The organism is Jiangella rhizosphaerae (assembly GCF_003579925.1).
GTDB classification, from domain to species: Bacteria; Actinomycetota; Actinomycetes; order Jiangellales; family Jiangellaceae; genus Jiangella; species Jiangella rhizosphaerae.
The window spans coordinates 1-23,661 of sequence record NZ_QUAL01000160.1 but is presented as its reverse complement, the minus strand read 5'-3'; the positions used below and the strand labels follow the sequence as shown (position 1 = coordinate 23,661).

At 72.6% G+C, this 23,661-nt stretch carries 22 protein-coding genes; 8 read left to right on the top strand and 14 right to left on the bottom strand.

Annotated elements, in window-relative coordinates:
- Positions 1 to 15 precede the first annotated feature (15 nt).
- Entirely contained in the window at positions 16 to 1,998 is a 1,983-nt protein-coding gene (locus tag DY240_RS16880) for an ABC1 kinase family protein (RefSeq protein WP_119661011.1), read from the top strand.
- 4 nt (positions 1,999 to 2,002) lie between these two features.
- On the opposite strand, the gene DY240_RS16875 is transcribed toward DY240_RS16880, so the two are convergent.
- The 10 genes from DY240_RS16875 to DY240_RS16830 all read right to left on the bottom strand — a co-directional run bounded on the left by DY240_RS16875 (position 2,003) and on the right by DY240_RS16830 (position 8,512).
- Positions 2,003 to 2,308: a thiamine-binding protein gene (locus DY240_RS16875; RefSeq protein WP_119661010.1), complete on the bottom strand. Its 306-nt coding sequence runs from the start codon at positions 2,306 to 2,308 to the stop codon at positions 2,003 to 2,005.
- Between the two features lie 9 nt (positions 2,309 to 2,317).
- Positions 2,318 to 3,424, bottom strand: coding sequence for a hypothetical protein (locus DY240_RS16870; protein ID WP_119661009.1), 1,107 nt, complete (start codon positions 3,422 to 3,424; stop codon positions 2,318 to 2,320).
- Between the two features lie 198 nt (positions 3,425 to 3,622).
- Positions 3,623 to 4,273 (bottom strand): response regulator, encoded by a 651-nt coding sequence (locus tag DY240_RS16865; RefSeq protein ID WP_199701641.1) that lies wholly within the window; start codon positions 4,271 to 4,273, stop codon positions 3,623 to 3,625.
- Positions 4,270 to 5,532 (bottom strand): sensor histidine kinase, encoded by a 1,263-nt coding sequence (locus tag DY240_RS16860; RefSeq protein WP_199701640.1) that lies wholly within the window; start codon positions 5,530 to 5,532, stop codon positions 4,270 to 4,272. Before DY240_RS16860 ends, DY240_RS16865 begins: the two co-directional genes overlap by 4 nt.
- Before the next feature lie 23 nt (positions 5,533 to 5,555).
- Positions 5,556 to 6,125, bottom strand: coding sequence for a TetR/AcrR family transcriptional regulator (locus DY240_RS16855; RefSeq protein ID WP_119661008.1), 570 nt, complete (start codon positions 6,123 to 6,125; stop codon positions 5,556 to 5,558).
- 136 nt (positions 6,126 to 6,261) lie between these two features.
- Entirely contained in the window at positions 6,262 to 6,708 is a 447-nt protein-coding gene (gene rplI, locus DY240_RS16850) for a 50S ribosomal protein L9 (RefSeq protein ID WP_119661007.1), read from the bottom strand.
- A gap of 17 nt (positions 6,709 to 6,725) precedes the next feature.
- A complete protein-coding gene (gene rpsR / locus DY240_RS16845) occupies positions 6,726 to 6,962 on the bottom strand; it encodes a 30S ribosomal protein S18 (RefSeq protein ID WP_026877935.1) in 237 nt (78 codons plus the stop codon).
- A 124-nt stretch (positions 6,963 to 7,086) separates the two neighbouring features.
- Entirely contained in the window at positions 7,087 to 7,602 is a 516-nt protein-coding gene (locus tag DY240_RS16840) for a single-stranded DNA-binding protein (protein ID WP_119661006.1), read from the bottom strand.
- A 12-nt stretch (positions 7,603 to 7,614) separates the two neighbouring features.
- A complete protein-coding gene (gene rpsF, locus DY240_RS16835; protein WP_119661005.1) occupies positions 7,615 to 7,905 on the bottom strand; it encodes a 30S ribosomal protein S6 in 291 nt (96 codons plus the stop codon).
- A 181-nt stretch (positions 7,906 to 8,086) separates the two neighbouring features.
- Complete coding sequence (locus tag DY240_RS16830) at positions 8,087 to 8,512, bottom strand: hypothetical protein (protein ID WP_119661004.1); 426 nt, start codon at positions 8,510 to 8,512, stop codon at positions 8,087 to 8,089.
- Between the two features lie 226 nt (positions 8,513 to 8,738).
- Here DY240_RS16830 and DY240_RS16825 point away from each other — a divergent pair, with 226 nt between their 5' ends.
- On the top strand, positions 8,739 to 9,527 hold the full coding sequence (locus DY240_RS16825) for a deoxyribonuclease IV (RefSeq protein WP_119661003.1): 789 nt from the start codon (positions 8,739 to 8,741) through the stop codon (positions 9,525 to 9,527).
- Between the two features lie 181 nt (positions 9,528 to 9,708).
- Here the strand turns inward: DY240_RS16825 and DY240_RS16820 are convergent, their stop codons facing one another.
- Positions 9,709 to 10,221, bottom strand: a complete 513-nt coding sequence (locus tag DY240_RS16820) for a MarR family winged helix-turn-helix transcriptional regulator (protein WP_119661002.1) — start codon at positions 10,219 to 10,221, stop codon at positions 9,709 to 9,711.
- Positions 10,222 to 10,297: 76 nt separating this feature from the next.
- On the opposite strand from DY240_RS16820, the gene DY240_RS16815 reads away from it, so the two are divergent.
- From DY240_RS16815 to DY240_RS16805, 3 genes are read left to right on the top strand one after another with little or no spacing between them, the layout of a single operon-like run.
- Positions 10,298 to 10,906 carry a YceI family protein gene (locus tag DY240_RS16815; RefSeq protein WP_119661001.1) on the top strand — a complete coding sequence of 203 codons (609 nt, stop codon included), beginning with the start codon at positions 10,298 to 10,300 and terminating at the stop codon, positions 10,904 to 10,906.
- Between the two features lie 40 nt (positions 10,907 to 10,946).
- Positions 10,947 to 12,086 carry a lipid II:glycine glycyltransferase FemX gene (locus DY240_RS16810; protein WP_119661000.1) on the top strand — a complete coding sequence of 380 codons (1,140 nt, stop codon included), beginning with the start codon at positions 10,947 to 10,949 and terminating at the stop codon, positions 12,084 to 12,086.
- A 5-nt stretch (positions 12,087 to 12,091) separates the two neighbouring features.
- Complete coding sequence (locus tag DY240_RS16805) at positions 12,092 to 13,135, top strand: alanine racemase (protein WP_119660999.1); 1,044 nt, start codon at positions 12,092 to 12,094, stop codon at positions 13,133 to 13,135.
- A gap of 383 nt (positions 13,136 to 13,518) precedes the next feature.
- Here DY240_RS16805 and DY240_RS16800 read toward each other — a convergent pair whose 3' ends face one another.
- From DY240_RS16800 to DY240_RS16790, 3 genes are all read right to left on the bottom strand, one after another.
- Positions 13,519 to 14,661 (bottom strand): mannosyltransferase family protein, encoded by a 1,143-nt coding sequence (locus DY240_RS16800; RefSeq protein ID WP_119660998.1) that lies wholly within the window; start codon positions 14,659 to 14,661, stop codon positions 13,519 to 13,521.
- Positions 14,658 to 16,073, bottom strand: coding sequence for a glycosyltransferase family 87 protein (locus tag DY240_RS16795; protein WP_119660997.1), 1,416 nt, complete (start codon positions 16,071 to 16,073; stop codon positions 14,658 to 14,660). Before DY240_RS16795 ends, DY240_RS16800 begins: the two co-directional genes overlap by 4 nt.
- An 86-nt stretch (positions 16,074 to 16,159) precedes the next feature.
- The gene (locus DY240_RS16790) at positions 16,160 to 18,514 is read right to left on the bottom strand and encodes a transglycosylase domain-containing protein (protein ID WP_119660996.1); all 2,355 of its coding nucleotides are present in this window, start codon (positions 18,512 to 18,514) and stop codon (positions 16,160 to 16,162) included.
- A 390-nt stretch (positions 18,515 to 18,904) separates the two neighbouring features.
- Here DY240_RS16790 and DY240_RS16785 point away from each other — a divergent pair, with 390 nt between their 5' ends.
- The 3 genes from DY240_RS16785 to DY240_RS16775 all read left to right on the top strand — a co-directional run.
- Positions 18,905 to 19,552 carry a PadR family transcriptional regulator gene (locus DY240_RS16785; protein WP_119660995.1) on the top strand — a complete coding sequence of 216 codons (648 nt, stop codon included), beginning with the start codon at positions 18,905 to 18,907 and terminating at the stop codon, positions 19,550 to 19,552.
- Positions 19,549 to 20,628, top strand: coding sequence for an inositol-3-phosphate synthase (locus DY240_RS16780; RefSeq protein ID WP_119660994.1), 1,080 nt, complete (start codon positions 19,549 to 19,551; stop codon positions 20,626 to 20,628). Before DY240_RS16785 ends, DY240_RS16780 begins: the two co-directional genes overlap by 4 nt.
- 387 nt (positions 20,629 to 21,015) lie before the next feature.
- Positions 21,016 to 23,661 (top strand): sensor histidine kinase (locus DY240_RS16775; protein WP_147375367.1); only part of this gene is annotated, 2,646 nt, incomplete at its 3' end.

The window sequence follows — 23,661 nt, the reverse complement described above, 5'->3', positions numbered from 1 at the left end:
GCGAGACTTGCGGCGATGGATGTACTCACGTTCCCGATCGTCGCGACCTTCTCGGTCCTGACCGCGCTGGTCTTCGGCCTGATCGCGCAACGGCTGCTCGGCGTCCGGCTGGGGCTGTTCCGGCTGCTGCTGACCGGCGGGTTCGCGCTGTTCGTCGGTCCGCTGATCATGTTCGCGCTGCTCGACCAGTTCACGCTGTCGCCGCGCGGGTTGGCCGACCAGAGCGAGGGGCCGGTCGCGTTCTGGTTCGCACTGCTGGCCGGCGTGCTGACGATCCTCGCGTCCATGGTGCTGCTGGTGATCATCGAGGCGTTCGTGCCGATGGGGTCGCTGCCGCCGGCGCTGGTGTGGGGGCGCGGGCTGCTCGGCCGGCTGCGGCGGGCGCGGCGGTACTGGCAGATCGTGGGCATCGCGATGCGGCACGGCCTCGGGTCGTACCTGCGGGGCACCCGCGACCGCACGCTGGACGCGCCGTCGGGCCGGGCGCAGCTGGGCCGCGCACTCACGACCACGCTCAACGCCGGCGGCGTCACGTTCGTCAAGCTCGGCCAGATCCTGGCCACGCGCCGCGACGTGCTGCCGGCCGAGGTGGCCGACGAGCTGGCCCGGCTGCAGGACGACGCCACGCCGGTCCCATGGCCCGACGTCGAACGGGTGCTGGTGGCCGAGCTGAACGCCCCCGTCGAGGACGTCTTCGCCGAGTTCGACCGCGAGCCGCTGGCGGCGGCGTCCGTCGGGCAGGTGCACCTCGCCCGGCTGCACAGCGGCGCCGAGGTGGTGGTCAAGGTGCAGCGGCCCGGCATCCGGCCGGTGGTCGAACGCGACCTCGACATCGCCGCACGGCTGGCCGCCCGGCTGGAGTCCGGCACCCGCTGGGGCCGCCGGATGGGCGTCCGCCCGCTGGCCGCCGGCCTCGCCGAGGCGATCCTCGAGGAGCTGGACTACCGCATCGAGGCGGAGAACATCACCGCCGTCGCGACGGCGCCGAGCCGGCAGCCCGACGTCGTCCTCCCGGAGCCGCACCTCGCGCTGTGCACCGAGCGGGTGCTGGTGATGGACCGGCTGCAGGGCACGCCGCTCAACCGCGCCGACGCCGTCATCCGGCAGCGCGGCCTGGACCGCGAGGCGCTGGCCACGACCCTGCTGGACTGCCTGCTGCGGCAGATCATCCTCGACGGCATCTTCCACGCCGACCCGCACGGCGGGAACATCTTCCTGCTCGACGACGGCCGGCTCGGCCTGCTCGACTTCGGCTCCGTCGGCCGGCTGGACGGCGCCCTGCGCGACGCGCTGCAGCGGCTGCTCGTCGGCGTCGACCGCGGCGACCCGCTCGCCGTCAGCGACGCCCTGCTCGAGCTGGTGCCGCGGCCGGACGAGATCGACCAGCAGGGGCTGGAGCGCGACATCGGCCGGTTCATGGCCAAGCACACATCCGGTGCGCCCAGCACCGGCGTGCGCATGTTCGGTGACCTGTTCCGGGTGGTCGCCGACCACGGGCTGGCCATCCCTCCGGAGATCGCCGCGGTCTTCCGGGCGCTGGCGACGGCCGAGGGCACGCTGACCCGGCTCACGCCCCGGTTCGACCTGATCGGCGGCGCCCGCGCGCTGGCCAGCGGCTACGTCGAGGAGCAGTACGGTCCGGAGCACCTCAAGCAGGCGCTCACCGACGAGCTGGCCGCGCTGCTGCCGATCCTGCGCCGGCTGCCGCGCCGCGTCGAGCGCATCGCCAGCGCCGCCGAGCACGGGCGGCTGGGCCTCAACATCAGGCTGCTGGCCGACGAGCGGGACCGCGCCGTGCTGACCACGATGCTGCACGAGGTGCTGCTGACGTTCCTGGCCGCGACCACCGGCATCATGGCGGTGCTGCTGATCGGCACCGACGGCGGGCCGCAACTCACCGAGTCCGTCGGCCTGTACCAGCTGATCGGCTACAACATGCTGGTGATCAGCGCGATCCTCGCGCTGCGGGTGCTGGCGCAGATCTTCCGGCGCGGCTGACCGGCTACTGGTCGCGCTTGCGGGCCAGCGCGGCCTCGAGGCGCTCGACCTTGCCGGTGAGCTCGCCGGTGTGGCCGGGCCGGATGTCGGCCTTGAGCACCAGGCTGACCCGATTGCCGTGCCGGCCAACCGCCTCGCAGGCGCGCTTGACGACGTCCATGCACTCGTCCCACTCGCCCTCGATGGTGGTGAACATCGAGTCGGTGCTGTTCGGCAGCCCCGACTCGCGGACGACGGCGACGGCGTCGGCGACCGCCTCGGACACGGAGTCGCCGGTGCCGGACGGTGCGACGGAGAACGCGATGAGCATGACGCCACTCTAGGCCGCTTCACTCAGCCCGCAGTCGGCGCAGGTACCGCGGCGGCGCAGCCAGTACGCCAGGGTCGCGACGGCGAGCGCGACGCCCCACAGCGGCCAGAGCAGCGCCGGTCCGACGGCGGCCCAGTCGTCCGAGGTGAACGTGCTGTCGGCGATCCCGGCCTTGATCAGGCCCAGCCCGCCCGAGGTCACCAGGGCCGCGACCACCGACGCCGGGGCCACCGCCAGCCCGACCGGCACCCGGCGGCCGCGGAGCACCGGGACCCAGCGCGGGAACACCTCGCCCCAGCGTTGCACCAGGCCGAGCGTCAACACCGTCCCGACCAGTGCGAACGAGGCCAGCCAGGCGCCGGACCAGAGCGAGCCGTCGGCCATGCCCTCGGCGTGGAGCTCCTCGTCGATGCCCAGCGGGATGCCGGCCACCCAGATCCACCGGGTGACGGCGTACAGGGCCGGGATGGCCGCCGCCACGTAGACCGCCGGCCGGGCCCAGCGCAGGACCGTCGCGACCGCCGCCGACCGATCCGGGCGGCCGCATCGTACGCAGCTGCCTGCCGTGCGACGGGCGTAGACGACGGTCGCCGCCGCCCACAGGAACCCGCCGGCCAGCGCGACCACCTGGTGCAGGTGCTCGACGCCGAGCGCGTCGCCGACCTGCGCGCGGATCTCCGCATCGAACGGGGCCTTGAGCAGGATCATCGGCAGGTAGCCGACGACGGCCAGGATGCGGGTGTCGGGCACGACCACCAGCAGGGCCACCGCCAGCGACCCGCCGAACCCGACCGCGAACCGGCGCCACCAGCGCGGCACGGCCACGCCGGGCCGGTACCGCGCCATGACGGCGCCCGTGCCCGCGGCGGCCAGCGCGACCGCGGCGAACAGCGGCGCGCCCACGTCGGCCGGCACGCTGCCGAGCAGCGACATGTCCCCTTCGGGATCGGCCGGCCCCATGGGGTAGCCGGCGCCGGTCAGCGTCCAGCCCAACGCCGTCAACCCGTATCCGAGCGCCCACAGTGTCGCCGCCCACGGCGCCCACCGCGGCCATCGCCGCAGGACGCCGCCGCGCACCGGGACCGTCGCGGAAGGAGTCAGGGTCGTGTGTGTCATACCCCGACGATCGCCCGCGCGGCCCCGCTCCCGCCTCCCGCCGTCCGGTGAACCGCCTCCCCCTCCCGAGGGACCAGACGCTCAAACCACGTTGATCTTGGAGTAAAGCCGCCAATGCTGGGTGAAATGTCCGATAGATGGCGGCCTTACTCCAAGATCAACTTCTGGGTGGGGGGTGGAGGTCGGCCCGGACGGGATTCAGCGGGGGCTGATGAAGCCGGACTCGTAGGCGGCGATGACGGCCTGGGTGCGGTCGCGGACGCCGAGCTTGGTGAGCACGTTGCCGACGTGGGTCTTCACGGTCTCGACGCCGACGACGAGCTCGGCGGCGATCTCGGCGTTGGACAGGCCGGCCGCCATCAGCCGCAGCACCTCGGCCTCGCGCTCGCTCAGCCCGGCGCCGGCCAGGGCGTCGCCGCCGTTCGTGCCGTGTGACGCGGCGAGGCTGCGGATGGCGGCCGGGAACAGCAGCGAGTCGCCCCGCGCAACCGTCCGGACCGCCTGCACGATCTGCTCCGGCCGCGCCCTCTTGAGCAGGAACCCGTGGGCGCCGGCCCGCAGCGCCTCGTACACGTAGTCGTCGTTCTCGAAGGTGGTGACGACGAGGATGCGCGGCGGGTCGTCGCGACGGCTGAGCAGCCGGGTGGCCTGGATGCCGTCGACGGCGGGCATGCGCACGTCCATCAGCACGACGTCCGGGCGGGACCGGCTCACCAGCGGCCCGACCTCCGCACCGTCGGCCGCCTCGTCGACGACGCGCAGGTCGGGCTCGGCGTCGATGATCGCCCGCAGCCCCGCTCTCACCAGCGGCTCGTCGTCGACCAGCAACACCGTGATGACGTCCGTCACCGGCCCTCCCCAGCGCGTCCCGGCAGGTGCACCCGCACCCGCCACACCCCGTCCGCCGCCTGCGCGGACAGCTCGCCGCGCAGCAACCGCACCCGCTCCCGCATGCCGCGCAGGCCGCGGCCACCGTTCGCCCGGCCGGACGCACCACCGGCCGCCGCGCCGTCGGGCAACGGGTTGGACACGTCGATGTCCAGGCCCTCCGCCGTGGCGGCGACCCGGAGCCGGACCGGCACGTGCGCCGCATGCCGCGCCGCGTTCGTCAGGCCCTCCTGCACGATCCGGTAGGCCTCGCGCGACAGCGCCGGGGGCACGGCCGCGAGATCGCCGTCGACCGTCGCCTCCAGGTCCATGCCAGTGGTGCGGGTGTCGTCGATCAGCCGGGGCAGGTCGGCGAGCGTGCGCTGCGGCGAGGCGCCGGAGTCGGGCGCCGCTCCGCCCGCGCGGAGCACGCCGAGCACGTGGTCGAGGTCCTCCATGGCGGCCCGGCCCGCCTCCTCGACGGCGAGCAGCGCGCGGCGGGCGAACTCCGGATCGGAGTCGAGCACCCGGCGCGCGGCGGCCGCCTGCAGCGTCGTCACCGTCAGGGCATGGCCGACCGAGTCGTGCAGCTCGCGGGCCAGCCGGTTGCGCTCGGCGAACTCCTGGGCCTGCGCCTCCATGGCCAGGCGCAGCTCGGCCGGCGACGGACCCAGCAGCAGCGGCGCGAACCACGCCAGCAGCGCGCCCAGCCCGGCCACGAGGTACGCCGTCGCCACGACCAGCGCGAGCCCGAGCAGCACCGCCCACCCGCCGGTGACGCCGTCGAGCAGCGACAGCCCGGCCATGTCGCCGCCGTCGTCGGCGCCGAGGCCCCGCACCACCAGCAGCACCGAGGTCGGCGCGGCGAACAGGATGGCCGTGACCGCCACACCGCCGCTGAGCAGGTGCAGGACGTACCACCCGGCACCGAACAGCCGGCTCTCCCACGGCGGGTCGGCGGCCGGGTCGGGCAGGTCGACGTCGAGCAGGCCGCGGGTCGCGGTGATCTCCAGCGCCCGCATCGCCGGCAGGAATGGCGGCACCGTCCCGATGACGAACGTGACAGCCGCCAGCACGGCGGCCGGCACGTACGGAGTGCCCGGCTCGGTGAACAACTGCACGAAGCCGATGACCAGGAGCACGTACGGGAGCAGGATGACCCCGCCGAGCAGCAGGTGCACACCCCGGCGGACCAGCCGGCGCGCGGCGAGCGGCGCGACGATGCGCAGGATTGGCCCCACACCCCCGATTGTCGCAGGTCGCGTCAGGGCTCTCCGAGGCCGTCGGGGACCATCGACAGCGCCACCACGCACGCGGCGTCGAAGATCTCCTCCGAGGTCGCCTCCACGTCGCTCATGATCATCGGCGCGCCGTGCAGCGCGAAGAACGCCATGCGGCCGCACAGCTGCACCGGCAGCGGATCGCCGGGATCGACGACGAAGTCGACCAGCACCCGCATGCGTTCGCGCAGCGCGCTGCCGCACTCGTGCACGCGCAGCGCCGGCTGGTTCTCCATGAGGAAGCGCAGCAGCGGCGTGCCCTGGCCGCGGATCGCCTTGGCGTACCGTTCGATCAGCTCACGCCGGTTCTCGGCAGTGGGCTCCCGGCCACGGGCCCAGTCGACCACCTCGTCGACGGCCGTCAGCAGGTCGTCGACCAGGCTCTGGACGATGTCGTCCTTGCTCTTGAAGTAGTAGTAGAGCGAGGCCTTCGTCATGCCGAGACGCTCGGAGAGCTCGCGCAGCGACGTCTTGTCGTAGCCCTGCTCGGCGAACAGCTCCAGCGCGACGTTCTGGATGCGCGTTCGCGTGCTGCGCGGGTCTCGGTCGAGCATGGGGCTCCGTCGTCCGTGGGGTCGTGCAGTGAACGTACCCAGATACGGGGAAGGTTCCTCGTCGACGACCTGCCGGAGAAACACGAAGGCCCGCGGGCCAGCGGGATGCTGGCGCGCGGGCCTGTCGTCTGAGGGGTCAGGCCGGGACGACCTCGAGGGCGACGTCTGCCGCGACCTCGGGGTGCAGGCGCACCGTCACGCGGTGGGTGCCGACCGTCTTGATCGGGGCGCCCACCTCGATGCGGCGCTTGTCGATGGCCGGGCCACCGGACGCGGTGACCGCGGTCGCGATGTCGGCCGAGGTGACGGCGCCGAACAGCCGGCCGGAGTCGCCGGCCTTGGCGGCCAGCTTGACGGCCGTGCCCTCGAGCTGCGCCTTGACCGCACGAGCGGAGTCGAGGTCGGCGAACTCGCGGGCCGAACGGGCGCGGCGGATGGAGTCGATCTCCTTCTGCCCACCCTTGGTCCACGCGATCGCGAAGCCACGCGGCACGAGGTAGTTGCGGCCGTAGCCGTCCTTGACCTCGACGACGTCACCGGCGGCACCGAGCCCCGGCACTTCCTGGGTGAGAATCAGCTTCATGGCGTCCTCTCCCGTTCTCAGCGAGCCGTCGAGGTGTACGGCAGCAGCGCCATCTCGCGAGCGTTCTTGATCGCGGTGGCGACGTCGCGCTGGTGGCGGGTGCAGTTGCCGGTGACGCGACGCGCGCGGATCTTGCCGCGGTCGGAGATGTACTTGCGCAGCAGCGAGGTGTCCTTGTAGTCGACGTAGTCGACCTTGTCCTTGCAGAAGGCGCAAACCTTCTTCTTCGGCTTGCGCAGCGGGGGCTTTGCCATCGTGGTGCTCCTCCTTCGGGGAGCCCGGTCGCCTCGCTGGCCGCGGCTGACCGGGATGGGTTGACGGGCGCGTTCCGAGCGGGGCGGCCTCCAGAGCCGCCCCGGAACGCTGATGACGTGGTGCTCAGAACGGGGGCTCGTCGGCCGGCGGACCGGCCGGAGCACCCCAGGGGTCGTTGCCGCCGCCCTGCGGCGCACCGCCGCCGGACGGGGTGGCCCACGGATCGTTGCCACCAGCAGGAGCGCCGCCGCCGAAGCCGCCGCCACCACCGGACCGCTGGGTCCGGGTGACCTTGGCCGTGGCGTAGCGCAGGCTCGGGCCGATCTCGTCGACGTCGAGCTCGATGACCGTACGCTTCTCGCCCTCGCGGGTCTCGTACGAGCGCTGCTTGAGCCGGCCGGTCACCACGACGCGCATACCGCGCTGCAGCGACTCGGCGGCGTTCTCGGCCGCCTGCCGCCACACCGAGCACGACAGGAACAGCGGGTCGCCGTCCTCCCACGTGCTGGTCTGCCGGTTGAACGTGCGCGGCGTGGACGCGACGCGGAAGTTCGCGACCGCGGCGCCGCTGGGCGTGAAGCGCAGCTCAGGGTCGTCGGTCAAGTTGCCGACGACCGTGATGACGGTCTCGCCTGCCATTGGGGATCCCTCTCAGTGGGCTTCCGGCCGAACGACCTTGGTCCGCAGTACCGACTCGGACAGTCCGAGCTGGCGGTCGAGCTCTGCCACCGTGTCGGCCTCGCACGTGACGTCGAGCACCGCGTAGATGCCCTCGCTCTTCTTGCCGATCTCGTACGAGAGCTTGCGGCGGCCCCAGATGTCGATCTTCTCGACCGAGCCACCGGCCTCACGTACGACCCCGAGGTACTGCTCGAGGCTGGGGGCAACGGTGCGCTCCTCGGACTCGGGGTCCAGGATGACCATGACCTCATAACGACGCATGCCGGATCACCTCCTGTGGTCTTCGCGGCCACGGTCTCTCCGTGGCAGGAGGGCTGAACGTCGATGGCCCGGTCGGATGCACACAGGTCCGTGCACGACCAGGCCGCTGGCAAGGTTACCAGCGTTGAGCCGAAACGCCGATTCCGTTGTCCACAGGGCCTGACCAGTGGTTCCGTAACCGTCAGAAATCGGTCCCGGCCTCCAGCCGCTGGCGCAGCAGCCGGTCCAGCGGCATCGACTCGCCGTCACGGGCGCCGACACCCACGTGCAGCGGCGGGTCCGACGGCGCGATGCGCACGCCGAGCAGCCGGGACCGCAGCGACCGCGGCACGTCCAGCAGGTAGAAGGCGCCGTCCTCGCCCACCGCCATGGCCCGGTTGCGGCGGACGTACCAGCCGCGCAGCCCCGTCTTGTACCGGACGGCGCCCTCGGCGGCCCGCGCCCAGAGCGGGTGGGCGGGCATACCGGCCGCCGTCATGGCGGCGACGAACTCGGCGACGAGCGCCTTCGCCCGCTCGGTCTCGGCCGCCTGCTTGCGCGCGAGCGCCTCGGCCTGCGCCCGCACCACGTCCCCCCGCTGCTCCCGCCAGCTCGACTCGTCGCTCATCGCGAGAGAGCCTACGGCGGCACCGGCCGTGGGCCCCGAGCGGACCGCGACAGCGTGCGGGGGCCGGGGGATGCCAGCAGGGGTAGGCTCGGGCGTCCGAGCGAGGAACGAGCGAGGCGGGCGGGGCTGGCATCCCCCGGCTCCGGCACGCACGCGGACCCGCACCTTGGGCCCACACGCTGGGACCGCCCCACTTCGTCGGACCCGCGCGGTAGCGTCTGTCGACATGGCCGAACAGCGCATCGGAGCCCACGTCAAGCAAGGCGACCCGATCGCCGTGTCCAAGTCCACCGGGGCCGGCGCGGTGCAGATCTTCCTCGGCGACCCGCAGGACTGGAAGGCGCCCAAGCTGGCCTACCCCGGAGGGGCCGAGGCGCTGAAGGCCGACGCCGAGGCGGCCGGGCTGACCATCTACGTGCACGCGCCGTACGTCGTCAACGTCGCCACCACGAACAACCGCATCCGCATCCCCAGCCGCAAGATCCTGCAGCAGCACGTCGACGTCGCGGCGCAGGTGGGCGCGGCGGGCCTCGTGGTGCACGGCGGCCACGTGCTCAAGGGCGACGACCCGCAGGTGGGCGTCGACAACTGGCGCAAGGCGGCCGAGCGGCTCGACGCGAAGGTGCCGGTGTTCATCGAGAACACCGCGGGCGGCGACTACGCCATGGCCCGCAAGCTGGACCGGCTGGCCGCGCTCTGGGACGCCGTCGGCGAGTTCGGCTTCGGCTTCTGTCTCGACACCTGTCACGCGTTCTCGGCCGGCATCGCGCCGGAGGACATGGTGGAGAAGACGCGGGCCATCACCGGTCGCATCGACCTCGTGCACGCCAACGACAGCCGCGACCCGTTCGACTCCGGCGCCGACCGGCACGCCACCATCGGCACCGGCGCCATCGGCGGCGAGGCCATCGTCGCGGTCATCGAGGCGGCCGGCACCGACGCCATCGTCGAGACGCCCGCCGAGGGCCAGGACGCCGACGTCGCCTACCTCCTCGACCACGTCAACGCCCCCTAGCGGCGGTGGGCGGCGACTCCCGCGGACCGCGGGCCGACAGGTCAGCCAGGCCGGTGTCGGGGATGCCGGCAGGGGTAGGCTCGGGCGTCCGAGCGAGGAACGAGCGAGGCGGGCGGGGCCGGCATCCCCGACACCGGCCGGACCGGCAGCAGAGCAGAGCAGCCCGGCATGGCCCAGCCGGTCAGACGCCCACGTGCCGCCGCGGCCGGGCCCGCTCCGCCTCCATCACGCCGGCGACCGCCTCCGGCCGGACGGTGTCGCGCACGATGCGCAGCGCCTCGGTCAGCGCCGTCAGCTGCTCCGGCGTCAGCAGGCCGGTGTACCAGCGGTCGACGTCCTCGATGTGGTCGGCGACCGCGGCCGTCACGCGGTCGAGGCCGGCCTCGGTGAGGACGGCCCAGGTGCCGCGGCGGTCGGTGTCGCAGCTGGCCCGCTCCACCAGGCCGGCCCGCTCCAGGCGGTCGACCACGCGGGTCACCCCGCTGGTGGTCAGGCTGGTCTGGGCAGCGAGGTCGCTCATGCGCAGCTGGCAGTTGGGCGTGCGGCCCAGGCGCAGCATGATCTCGAGCTCGTTCTCGGACAGGCCGTGCCGGGCCAGGCGGGCGGCGAACTTCTGCGTCAGCCCCCGGTGCACCTCGACGAGCAGCCCGACGGCGGTGAGCCGGTCGTCGTCGATGATTCGCTTCGTCGCCATAGAACCTGATGCTAACAATGGTTGACAACGCAAAATATTGGACGTTGACGCACGATCGCCAGAGAAAGGGCAGGCCATGGCCGAGGCGAACACCGCCCGCAACGTGCACCCGTGGAACGGGCTCACGGTGCCGGCCGCCGGCGTCTTCACGCTCGACCCCGCGCACGCCGACGTCACCTTCGCCGTCCGGTATCTCATGGTCACGCAGATCAAGGGCCGGTTCGGCGACGTCCGCGCGACCCTGACGGTCGGCGAGGACCCGACGGCGTCGCACGTCGAGGTCGTCGTCGGGACGGCCAGCCTGGCCACGGGCGAGGACGACCGGGACGAGCGACTGCGGTCGCCCGACTTCTTCGACGTCGCGCACCATCCCGAGCTGACGTTCCGGTCCACGCGCATCGCGCACGTCGAGGGCAACGAGTTCGTGCTGGCCGGCGACCTCACCATCCGCGGCGCCACCCGGCCGGTGGAGTTCCGGGCCAGCTTCGACGGCGTCGGCTTCGACCCGTGGGGCGCCCAGGTCGTCGGCCTGAGCGCGCGCACCGAGATCGACCGCGAGTCCTGGGGGCTCACGTGGAACCGGGCGCTCGAGACTGGCGGCGTGCTGATCGGCAAGACGGTGGTGCTGGAGATCGACGCGGAGTTCACTCGGCCGGCCCAACCGGACACTCCCGGACGTTCGTGATCGTTCTCGGGTCCGCACCGGAAGCGGGTACCCTCGCCCCGTGACACGCTCCCCCGCCCTCGCCGTCCGAGAGATCACGAGCGAGCAGCATCTCGCCGCGATCGCCGAGCGGCCTTCGGTCAGCTTCCTCCAGACGCCGGCGTGGGGCGTGGTCAAGCGTGACTGGCGGTCCCGCTCCGTCGGCTGGTTCGACGGCGACAAGCTGGTCGGCGCGGCGCTGGTGCTGTACCGCAAGGCGCCGCGCATCCGCCGCTACCTCGCCTACGTCCCCGAGGGTCCGAGCATCGACTGGGACGGCGCCGCGGCCGCCGGCGACCTGCACCGCTGGCTCGCCCCGCTGGCCGAGCACGTCAAGTCGCAGGGCGCGTTCGGCCTGCGCATGGGGCCCCCGGTGGTGACCCGCCGCTGGGACAACGCCACCCTCAAGAACGCCCTGGCCGACCCCGCCGTCACCCGGCTGCGCGACGTGCCGGCCGACGAGACCACCGCCATCGGCACCGCACTGGCCGAGCAGCTGACGGCGCTGGGCTGGCGCCCGCCCGCCGACACCGACGGGTTCGCCGCCGGCCAGCCGCGGCACGTGTTCCAGCTGCCACTCGAGGGCCGCGACGCCGACGACGTCCTCAAGGGCTTCAACCAGCTGTGGCGGCGCAACATCAAGAAGGCCGACAAGGCCGGCGTCGTCGTCTCGCTCGGCACCGCCGCCGACCTGCCCGACTTCCACCGCGTCTACGCCGAGACCGCCCAGCGCGACGGCTTCACGCCCCGGCCGCTCGCCTACTTCGAGGGCATGTGGGCGGCCATGACTGCTGAAGCCCCGGAGCGGCTGCGGCTCTACCTCGCGCACCACGAGGGCGACCTCGTCGCCGCCACCACGATGACGCGCGTCGGCACGCACGCCTGGTACTCCTACGGCGCCTCGACGACGGCCAAGCGCGACGTGCGCGGCTCCAACGCGATCCAGTGGCGGATGATGCAGGACGCGCTCTCCGAGGGCTGTTCCGTCTACGACCTGCGCGGCATCACCGACACCCTGTCCGAGGACGACCCCCACGCAGGCCTCATCCGCTTCAAGCTGGGCACCGGCGGGCAGGCGGTCGAGTACCTCGGGGAGTGGGACCTGCCCATCTCGCGGGTCCTCTACTCCGCCTTCGACCTGTACATGAAGCGCCGGAGCTGACCACGGTGTCCCTGACTCTGCGCATCGCCGCCGGCCAGTGGCGTGGCCGGGTGCGCCACTACGTCCAGGACGCGAGCGACGCGGGCGTCACCGTCGTCCCCGTCACCAAGGGCAACGGCTACGGCTTCGGCAACGCCGTGCTGGCGGCCGAGGCGGCTCGGCTCGGGGTGGCCACGCTCGCCGTCGGCACCTACGAGGAGGTCTCCGCCGCCACCGGCGCGTTCGGCGGCGACACGCTGGTGCTGTCGCCGTGGCGGCCCTGGCTGGCCGGCGCGCTCGGCGACGACCGCGTCGTGCACACCGTCTCGCGGCTGGAGGACCTGCGGCAGCTGGCCGCCGGAGCCGCCCGGCCGCGGGTGGTCGTCGAGATCCTGACCAGCATGCGGCGGCACGGCATCGCCCCCGGTGAGCTGGCCGAGACGGCGAAGCTCCTCGACGACGTGCGGTTCGAGGGGTTCGCGCTGCACCTGCCGCTGGCCGGCGACCACACGGCCGAGGCGACGACGCTGGCCCGGCAGGCGTTCGAGGCCATGCCGGCGGCGGCCCGCACGGTCTGGGTCAGCCACCTCACCGCCGCCCAGGCCGCGACGGTGGGCGGCGCGACATCCGCGGACGTGCGGCTGCGCGTCGCGACGGCGCTCTGGCTCGGCGACCGCTCCGGCCTGACGCCCAAGACGACCGTCCTCGACGTGCACCGGGTCAGGCGCGGTGAGAGGTACGGCTACCGGCAGCGCCGGGCCCGCCGCGACGGCACCGTCGTGGTGGTCGCGGGCGGGACGGCGCACGGCATCGCGCTGCAGGCCCCGACGGCGGCGAGCACGCTGCGGCAGCGGGCGACGGCGCTGGCCCGCGGCGGCCTCGAGGCCGGCGGACGGGCCCTCTCCCCCTTCCGCGTCGCCGGCAAGCAACGCTGGTTCGCCGAACCACCCCACATGCAGTGCTCGATGATCTGGCTCCCCGACGACGTGACCCCACCCGCCGTCGGCGACCAGGCCGACGTGGAAGTCCGCTTCACGACGACCACCTTCGACGAGCTGGTCTGGGACTGACCTACCGCGCAGCCAGGCACTGGATCGACCTGTTGAGAACCATCGTCATGGACGGCCTACTGCTGCTCCAACGACAGCAACTCGCTCTTGACCATGGTTGACGCTGGAGGTCCGGCGTCGTCGGCACTCGCCCGGGCAACGCCTCACCCGCGTCAGGACCCGTTCCGGGGACCCGAACGCACGATGTGCGGTCCTCAGGCGAGTGAGGAGTCCCCTTCACGGGTGACGACACAGCCCGCGGGCGGCGCCGGCGCCGGTCAGCTACCGAGGCCGGTGGGCGGGGATGCCGTCAGGAGTAGGCTCGGGCGTCCGAGCGAGGAACGAGCGAGGCGGGCGGAGACGGCATCCCCCGCCGCTCAGGCGGCCCGCAGAGCGCGGAGCGCTCACCCGGCCCAGCGCCCGGTCAGGTACGCGGCGGCCCAAACTGACATCAACGGCACCGACACCGCCAGGTACGCCCACAGCACCCAGCGCCGCCGGGCCGCCAGCAGGGCGATCGTCACCCACAGGGGCCACCACAGCAGCGTGGCCCGCGGCACGGAGAAGAACCAGGTCGACGTGCCGAAGGCGATGACCTGGAGGCCGACCCAGGTGGCCTCGCCCCAGCGACGCCACCAGAGCAGTGCCGCCGTCAGCACGACGCCGACCAGCATGGCGACGATCTCGGCGCGGAACATCCACGCGAACCCGGGCGACTGGGTGCCGCCGAACGCCGCCTGCCAGGTGGTGTCGAACGCCGTCCAGGGCCAGGTGAAGTGGCGGTCCCAGCCCTCGGCCTGCGCGTTCAGCCAGGCGAGCCAGTCGCCGGTCTCGGACTCCAGGTACGCCGACCACGCGAGCAGCGGCAGGGCGGGCAGGAACAGCCAGCCCAGCCCGGACCACCAGGGCCGGCCGGTCTGCTCGACGGCCTCCCGGCGGGTCGTCAGCCACTGGACGGCGATGGCCGCCGCCAGGAACACGCCGCTGACCCGCACGGTGCACGACAGCGCCGTCAGCACGCCGGCCGCCAGCCAGTGCTGTCGCCGTGCCGCCAGCCACGCGGGCAGCGCGCACGCCAGGAACAGCGACTCGGTGTACGGGGCGGCCAGGAACACCGCCGACGGCGACGTCACCCACACGAGGACGGTGAGGCGGCCGATGCGCTGGCCGCCCTCCAGTTCGCCGATGCGGCCGAGCGCCACGGCGGCGACGGCGCCGGCGATCAGCGACACCACCAGGCCGGCGAGGACGTGCCGCAGCCCCAGCTCGGCGCCGAGCCACAGCAGCGCCGGGAAGCCCGGGAAGAACGCCTCGTTGGGCACGCCGGTGGGCTCGCCGCCGTAGCCGTGGATCGCGATGCCGGCGTAGTGCCAGAAGTCCCACTGGTGCCACCGGTCCAGCGCGGGCACGACGTCCTGGCCCTCGGCGACGAACATCCAGCCGGTCGCTCCGGCGATCACCCACATCGAGACCCGGCTGGCCAGCCAGATGCCCAGCGAGTCGTAGTCGACCGCCCGCACCCGGTCGGACAGCGTGCGCGCCGTCATGCCGGCACCTCCCGGCGACGGTGCCGGGGCGCGACGGCACCGGGCGCGGGCGTCAGGAACCGCCGGACGGGGTCCTCCTCGGGTCGGCGGATGTCGCGCACGACCATGACAACGAGCCAGAGCAGCCCTGCGATCCGCAGCAGGATGGCCAGCGCGTACTGGTCGTTCGACAGCAGTGGCGCCGCCGGGTCGTAGAGCGTGGCCAGGTAGCGCCAGACGAGCACGAAGTAGGCCGCCTCGGCGAGCTGCCAGACGGCCAGATCGCGGACCCGGGGCCGGGCCAGCACCGCCAGCGGCAGCAGCCAGAGCGAGTACTGCGGCGACCACACCTTGTTCACCAGCAGGAACGCGGCGACGGCGAGGAAGGCGAGCTGCGTGAGGCGGGGTGGCACGGGTGCCGTCAGCGCGAGCGCGGCGATGAGCACCAGCAGCACGGCCGCGGCCGCGATGACGAGGTCGTCGACGGACGCGGGCAGCAGGCCGGGCGCCAGCAGCTCCACCGCGAACCACGTGGAGCCGAAGTCGGCCGCGCGTTCGGCGTTGAAGGTGAAGAACTCGCGCCAGCCGGTCGGTGCCCACCACGCGACCGGCAGGTTCACCGCGCACCACGCGACGACGGCGCCCGCGACGGCCACGGCGGCGTCGCGCAGGGCACCGCGCCGGTCCGGCGACCGCAGCGCCACCAGCACGAACACGCCGAGGAGCAGCACCGGGTACAGCTTCGTGGCGGTGCCGAGCCCGATCAGCACCCCGGCGAGCACCGGCCGATCGCGCGACCACGCCAGCATCGCCAGTGCCGTCGCCAGCACCGCCAGCAGGTCCCAGTTGACGTAGGCGCTGAGCAGCAGCAACGGCGAGGCCGCCACCAGCAGCCCGTCCCATGGACGGCGCGGCACCGTCCGTGCCGTCGTGACGACCACGCCGAGCGCGGCGACCGCCATGACCACGGCGGTGAGGTCGAAGAAGATCACGCTCTCCGCGATCTGCGGAGGGAGCCCGCCGCCACCGCCGAACGCGTCGTACAGGGCGGCCGACGCGACCGCCGTCGCCTGCATGACCGCGCCGGTCAGCACCGGGTACTCCAGCAGGCTGTCGCGGTAGGCCACCAGACCGTCGGCGAAGCCGCGCTCCCGGTACAGGAACGCGACGTCGGTGTAGCACAGGGACGTCCACATCGACCGGTCCGCACGGTCGGCCCAGCCGTCGGCGCGGCACGGCTGGTCGGCGAGCAGCCCGAGCGCCAGCACGACGACCGCCACCAGGAGCGCGATGCGGACCGGGCCCCACCAGCGCCGCGGCGCGGCCGCCCGGCGGCCGAACGGCCCGCCGATCGCCTCGCTCAGGCCCGCGACGACGGGATCCTCACGACTGGGCGCGGCGGGTCCCGCGCGGCCCTGCTGCGTCACGGACACGAGTCGACAGCCTAGCCGTCAGCCGTCGTCGGACCGGGCACGGTCGCGTCAACGCTCACCGTGGCCGAGGGCCGGGGCTCACGCGGTCAGCGGTCGCCGCCGCCGGCGTCACCCCAGGCGCCGCCGTTGGCGTTGCCGTTGCCGTTCTCGTCGCTCGTCGGTTCGTCGGTGGGTTCCTCGGTGGGATCGCCACCGGTGTCGCCACCACCGCCGTCGGCGCCGGACCACTCGCTGCCCGACTCGTCGCCACCGGTGTCGCCGGACTCGTCACCACCGGTGTCGCCGGACTCGTCACCGCCGCCGTCGCCGGACTCGTCGCCACCGCCGTCGCCGGACTCGTCGCCGCCGCCGTCACCGTTCCCGTCGCCGTTGCCGTTGCCGCCGCCGTTGTCGCCGTTCTCGTCCTCGGTCGGGCTCTCGGTCGGGGTGGGCGTCGGCGTCGGGGACGGGTTGACCGCCTCGCCGACCTCAGCGGGCTCGGGGAACTCCTCGACGTCCATACCCTCGAGCGCGCCGGTCATGAACGCGGTCCAGATGCGGGCCGGGAAGGCACCACCGGTGAAGGTGTCCATGCCGTCGACGCCGTCGAGGGAGACCGTGCCGGCGGTCTCGCCGTCGCCGCGGAAGATCGCGACGCTGGCGGAGAGTTGCGGGACGTAGCCGGAGAACCACGCCGTGAGGTCCTCGTGGGTGCCGGTCTTGCCCGCGGCAGGGCGGCCGAGGTTCTGCGCCTCGCGGCCGCTGCCGTTCTCGACCACCCGGCTGAGGGCGAACGTCGTGTCGGCGACGACGCCCGGATCGAGCACGGTCTCGGGCGCGGGCTCGACGCGGTAGGGGACGTTGCCGCCGGGCTCGGTGACCGACCGGACGGTGTACCAGTCGGCATGCCGGCCGCCCGCGGCGAGTGTGGCGTAGGCCTCGGCCATGTCGATGGGCCGGACGTGGCCGATGCCGATGGTGACGCGCGGGTCCAGGCGCATGTCCGCCTCCTCGTCCGCCGCGTAGGACAGGCCGGCGGCCAGCTGGGCGTCGACGATGGCGTCGGGCCCGATGTCCAAGGCGAGGTCGACGAACGCCGTGTTCATCGAGTTCTCGGTGGCGGTGACCAGGTCGATGGCCTCGCCGTACTCCTTGTCGGCCTGGTTGTGCACCGGCGGGCCGAGGATCGGGTCGGTGAGCGTGTTGCCGGAGTAGCGGCTCTCCAGCGAGATGCCCTTTTCCAGCGCGGCGGCGAGGGTGAACGGCTTCACCGTCGATCCGCCCTGGATGGAGGCGTCGATGGCGTCGTTGAACGGCTGCTGCACGGCGTCGGGTCCGCCGTACATCGCGACGACGGCGCCATCGCCCGGGATGACCGCCGCGAGGCCGACCCGTACGCCGTCGGCGTGCTCCTTCGGCCGCTCGGCGTCGACGGCCTGGATCGCCGCGGTCTGCGCCTTCGGGTCGAACGTGGTGACGACGCGCAGGCCGCCGGTGTCGATCTGCTCCTCGGTGAAGCCGTTGTCGATCAGCTCGTCGCGGACCTGCTGCAGCAGATAGCCGTTCGGCCCGCCGTAGCGGTTGGCCTTCTGCTCCGGCACGACGGCCGGAGGTACCAGGGTCTCGGCGGTCGCGGCGTCGAGCTTGCCGATGTCGACCATGCCGTCGACGACGTACTGGAACCGCCGCTGGAACCGTTCGGTGTTCTCGGGACCCAGCGTGGGGTCGTAGCGCGACGGCGAGCGCAGGATGCCGGCCAGCGCCGCGCACTGGGCGGTGTCGAGCTCGGACACCGGCACGCCGAAGTACGAGCGGGACGCGGTCTGGATGCCGTAGACGCCGCCGCGCCCGAACCAGATGGTGTTGAGGTAGGACGCGAGGATGTCGTCCTTGTCCAGCTGCTGGTCGATCTTGACCGAGATGAACAGCTCCTGCACCTTGCGGGTGAGGGTCTGCTCCTGGGTCAGGTAGTAGTTCTTGACGTACTGCTGGGTGATGGTGGAGCCGCCGCCGGCCGCCGTCGACCCGTTGTTGCGGACGTAGCCGATGCCGGCGCGCAGCATGCCGACCGGGTCGAAGCCGTTGTTCTCGTAGAAGCTGCGGTCCTCGGCAGCCACGACGGCGTCCTGACAGGCCTGCGGGATCTCGGAGATGTCGACGGTCTCGCGGTTCTCGGCGCTGAACCGGCCCAGCTCGGTCTCACCGTCGTTCCAGTAGACGATGGTCGCCTCGGACCGGGCGAAGGCGTTGGCCTCGGGGATGTCCGTCATGGCGTAGGCGATGCTGACCCCGGCGACGCCGAGCAGCATCATGCCGAGCGCGTAGAGACCGAACGCCTTCCAGGAGACGAACCGGCGCCAGCCCCTGCGCCGGCCCTTGGCGCCCTTCTTGCCGTTGCGGCCGGCCGCGTATCGCCGTCCGCCGCGTTCCGGGGTCGCCGACGGCACCGCGCCGGCGGACACGGACCTTCTCGGGGCCGCGTTCGTGGACGCGGCACTGCGCGCGCGGTCGCCCGCGCGGCGTCGCCCTTGGTTCGTCACGGACTTCCTGGTCGGTTCGGGGGCATCGGCCGTCCGAGGCGCGCGATGAGGCGCCCCGGATTCATGCAGAGCCTACGACGCTCCATGCTCGATCACGCCAATCCTGCTCCCGCCTCGGACGTTTCAAACCTGCGCGTGACGGCACAGCCGTCCCACCCGTCACGTCGATGTGCGGGGTCCACGCCGTGCGCGGTGGCGCGACGGCGCCGGTCACTTGCGGTTCACGTCCAAGACGTTCTATCGTCCTGAACTATCGCATGGATGTATCGGTTCGATACATCGATCTGAGAATGATGCAAGGGAGCGTACCTCGTGGGCAAACGCGCGGAGGCGCTGGAGCTGGCCATCCTGGGCCTGCTGCACGATGCGCCGCTGCACGGCTACGAGCTGCGCAAGCGGGTGAACTCGCTGCTGGGGTGGGGGCGAGCGTTCTCGTACGGCACCTTGTATCCGACCCTCAAGGCGATGGTGCGCCAGAACTACCTGGCCGAGGACGAGCCCGCCGACACCATGGTGACGGCGGCTCCGCATCGCAGCGGGCGCCGCGGCCGCATCGCCTACCGGCTCACCCCCGAGGGCAAGGAGCGCTTCGCCGAGCTGCTCACCCAGACCGGCCCCTCGGCCTGGGACGACGAGCACTTCGGCGTGCACTTCGCGTTCTTCGGGCGGGCCGACGCCGATACCCGCATGCGGATCCTCATCGGCCGGCGCAGCCGGCTGCAGGAGAAGCTCGACCAGTTCCGCTCGGCGCTGTCGCGCACCCGTGAGCGGCTCGACGCCTACACGCTGGAGCTCCAGCGGCACGGCCTGGAGTCGGTCGAGCGTGAGGTCAAGTGGCTCGACGACCTGATCAGCGCCGAACAGCGCTCGATCGACAGGCCACCGGGCGCCTCGCCCACCCCAGGGGCCGGTGAGCCACCGGCGCCCCCCACCGGAAACGAAGGAGAGAACGGCCGATGAGCTCGGTACGTGTTGGCATCGTCGGCGTGGGTAACTGCGCCGCCTCGCTCGTGCAGGGCGTGCACTATTACCGTGACGCCGACCCGGCGACGAAGGTCCCCGGCCTGATGCACGTTCAGTTCGGCGACTACCACGTCCGTGACGTCGAGTTCGTCGCCGCGTTCGACGTCGACGCGAAGAAGGTCGGGCAGGACCTCGCCGACGCGATCGGCGCCAGCGAGAACAACACCATCAAGATCTGCGACGTGCCGCCCACGGGCGTCGTCGTGCAGCGCGGTCACACGCTGGACGGCCTGGGCAAGTACTACCGCGAGACCATCGTCGAGGACGAGCGCGAGCCGGTCGACGTCGTCGCCGCGCTGAAGGCCGCCAAGGTCGACGTGCTCGTCTGCTACCTGCCGGTCGGCTCGGAGCAGGCCGCGAAGTTCTACGCGCAGGCCGCCATCGACGCCGGTGTGGCGTTCGTCAACTGCCTCCCGGTCTTCATCGCCGGCACCCAGGAGTGGGCGGACAAGTTCACCGCCGCGGGCGTCCCGATCGTCGGCGACGACATCAAGTCGCAGATCGGCGCCACCATCACGCACCGCGTCCTGGCCAAGCTGTTCGAGGACCGCGGCGTCACCGTCGACCGGACCTACCAGCTCAACGTCGGCGGCAACATGGACTTCAAGAACATGCTCGAGCGCGAGCGCCTGGAGTCCAAGAAGATCTCCAAGACGCAGTCGGTCACGTCGCAGCTGGTCGAGGGCCTGGAGCCGCGCAACGTCCACATCGGCCCGTCCGACTACGTCGCGTGGCTGGACGACCGCAAGTGGGCGTTCATCCGGCTCGAGGGCCGCAACTTCGGCGACGTCCCGCTGAGCCTGGAGTACAAGCTCGAGGTCTGGGACTCCCCGAACTCGGCCGGCATCGTCATCGACGCCATCCGCGCGGCGAAGATCGCCCAGGACCGCGGCGTCGGCGGGCCGATCCTCTCCGCGTCGTCCTACTTCATGAAGTCGCCGCCGGAGCAGTATTCCGACGACGTCTGCCGCGAGAAGGTCGAGCAGTTCATCCGCGGAGAGATCGAGCGCTGAGCGAGCGAAGCCGAGATCTCGACCCATGTGGCGGAGAGATCGAGCGCTGACGTTCCGCCCGGAGCCGGCGCCCTTCGGGGTGCCGGCTCCGTCGCGTTTCCAGCCGAGCCAGGCGTTGGGACGAGCCCCGATCGGCCGAACGGGCATGAGAATCCCATCAGCGATGCGGCAGTTTGACGTGGCTCGTCTACCATTTCCGTCATGCTCCGGTGGGATCGTGTGCCAGATTGAGGTGTTTCACCCATCGGTCGCCTATTGACAGAACGCTGCCGGGCAGCAAGCGTCGTCTAGCGGCGCGTGTGCGTCCCGGAGCACGACGGCGGCCACCAGGGGCCCGAGTCGCTCATCGTCGAGCGGCCAAGGGGGACGACAGAGGAAGGATCATCGATGACGCGGACCGCCCGAGGACGCCGTAGCAACGACGGCGCCACGAAGCGGGCGCGCGCGAACCTGCGCCCTGCAGACGAGCGCCCAGCCGTGAAGTCCGGTCGCACGAAGGGGGCCGGCGACGGCGAGCGCTCGCGGTCGTTCTGGCAGTCCTTCCTGCACGACCGCAGCGTCCGGTCGCGGGTCGCCGCACTGGTCCTCCTCCCGCTGCTGGGCACGCTGGTGCTCGGCACGCTGTTCTTCAAGAACGCCCTCGACGAGGCGTCGTCGGCCTCGCGCACCGAGAGCCTGGCCGAGGTCGGCATGGTGTCGCTGCAGGCCCTCCAGGCGCTCCAGGACGAGCGCGACATCACCGGTCTCGCCCGGGGTGGCGCCGAGGTCGACGCCGCGGACGTCGACAACGCCCGCCAGACCACCGACGCCGCCCTCGCGGCGCTGTCCGATGAGATCGACGAGCGTCGCGGCGACGACCTCGGCGCCAGCTACGAGGACGCGGTCCGCGACTTCGAGACCGAGGTCGAGCGGCTCAGCGGCACCGAGATCGACGTGAACTACCGCGTCCAGCGCGATGCCGACGTCCCGCTCTTCAACGAGGGCGGCACCGACGGCTACCACCGCTTCGCCGAGGTCCTGCAGCGGCTCGCCACGGCCTCCGCCGCGGGCACCGATGACCCCGCGCTGGCCCGCCGCATCTCGGCGCTGGCCGACATCGCGCAGGCGGTCGAGTCGGCATCGCTCGAACGCGGCATCGTCGCCTACTTCATGGAGCCCGACCAGGCGCCGACACAGGCCCAGCGCGACCAGGCCGTCCTCCTGGAGGGTGAGCAGGAGCTGCTGCTCGACGGCCGGTTCCTCCGCGCCCTCAGCCTCCCGGAACAGGCCCGCATCTACTCCAACGAGATCACCGTCGCCAACACGCTGCTCACCGACGCCCGCAGCGACATCGCCGGTCTCGCCGCTCCGCGGATCGACAAGGCGCAGTGGTGGCAGGCGTCGACGGATCGACTCGACGTCCTGCGTGACATCCAGCAGGAGGCCGGCAACACCGTTCTGGCGCTCGCCTCCGAGCGCACCGACAGCGCCCGCGTGACCGCGCTGTTCAGCGCGCTCGGCGTGCTCGCCGTCCTGGCGCTCACCGTCTACCTCGCCATCGTCGTGGCGCGGTCGATCATCGGCCCGCTGCGCCGGCTGCGCGCGTCGGCACTCGAGACCGCGCAGACCCAGCTGCCGGCGCTGGTCGACCGGGTGCACAAGGACGGCCCGGTGGTGGCGCGCAACCTGCCCGACGCCGTCCATGCCGAGGGCCGCGACGAGATCGGCCAGGTCGCCACGGCGTTCAACGACGTCCACGCGACGGCCGTCCGGGTCGCGGCGGAGCAGGCGCTGCTGCGGCAGAACCTCGACACCATCGTCGTCAACCTCTCCCGCCGCACGCAGTCGCTGGTCGACCGTCAGCTCGGCGAGATCGAGGGCCTCGAGCAGCGCGAACGCGACCCCGACCAGCTGAGCACGCTGTTCCGCATCGACCACATGGCCACCCGTGTCCGCCGGCACGCCGAGAGCCTCCTGGTCCTCGCCGGCGTCGACGAGATGCGCAAGCACACCAGCGCGGCCGGCGTCCTCGACGTCGTCCGAACCGCGGTCGGCGAGGTCGAGCAGTACCCGCGGGTGAAGTTCGGCGTCATGCCGACCGACCTCATCGCCGCCGGCGCCGTCGACGACATCGCCCACCTGCTGGCCGAGCTCATCGACAACGCGACCGAGTTCTCCGCGCCGGCCACGCCGGTCCGGGTGACCAGCCAGCCGCTGCTCGGCGGCGGCCTGCGCCTGCAGGTCACCGACTCCGGCCTGGGCATTCCCGCCGGCCAGCTCGAGGAGCTCAACGAGCGGCTGCGCAACGTCGGTGACATCGACGTCGCCGCCTCCCGCACCCTGGGCCTCTACGTGGTCGCCCGCCTGGCCGCCAAGCACGGCATCCAGGTGCGGCTCGAGGCGGTGCCCGAGGGCGGCACGGCCGCGCAGGTCGACCTCCCGGCGCACCTGATCCTCTCGCCGCTCGACACCAGCGAGGGCGTCATCCCGCCGGTGACGGCCGAGCCGGCCACGCCGCAGCAGTCCGGCCTCGGCGACTCGTGGAGCCTCGACCCCAGCCCCGCGCCGCTCCGCCGCGACGACAGCTCGCCATCGCTGCCGGTCACCTCGACCACCGCCTCCGGCCTCCCGCGTCGCGACGAGCGGTCCAGCGAGACCCGCTTCCCGGCCGAGGCCACGCCCGCCATGGACGCCGGACGGCCCACCTGGCCGAGCCCCGAGGAGTCGCGGCTGCGTCCCGACACCGGTGAGACGCGCATCCCGCCCATCACGGCGGAGACCCGCTACTCGGCGGCCGACACCGGCGAGCGCCGGCTCACCGAGACCGGTGAACGGCGCCTCACCGAGACGGGCGAGCGCCGGCTCTCCGACACCGGCGAGCGCCACGTGTCCACCGACCACGGCGCCCGGTCCGACGAGTCGTGGCGGCAGCCGCTGACCAACGGCACCACCGGCGCGGCACTGCCCACCCGCGAGCCCCGTCAAGACCCGCGGCCCGAGGTGCGCCCGCCCGCCCCGCCGGTGACGCCGCCCGCCGCGCAGCCCGCGCCCGCC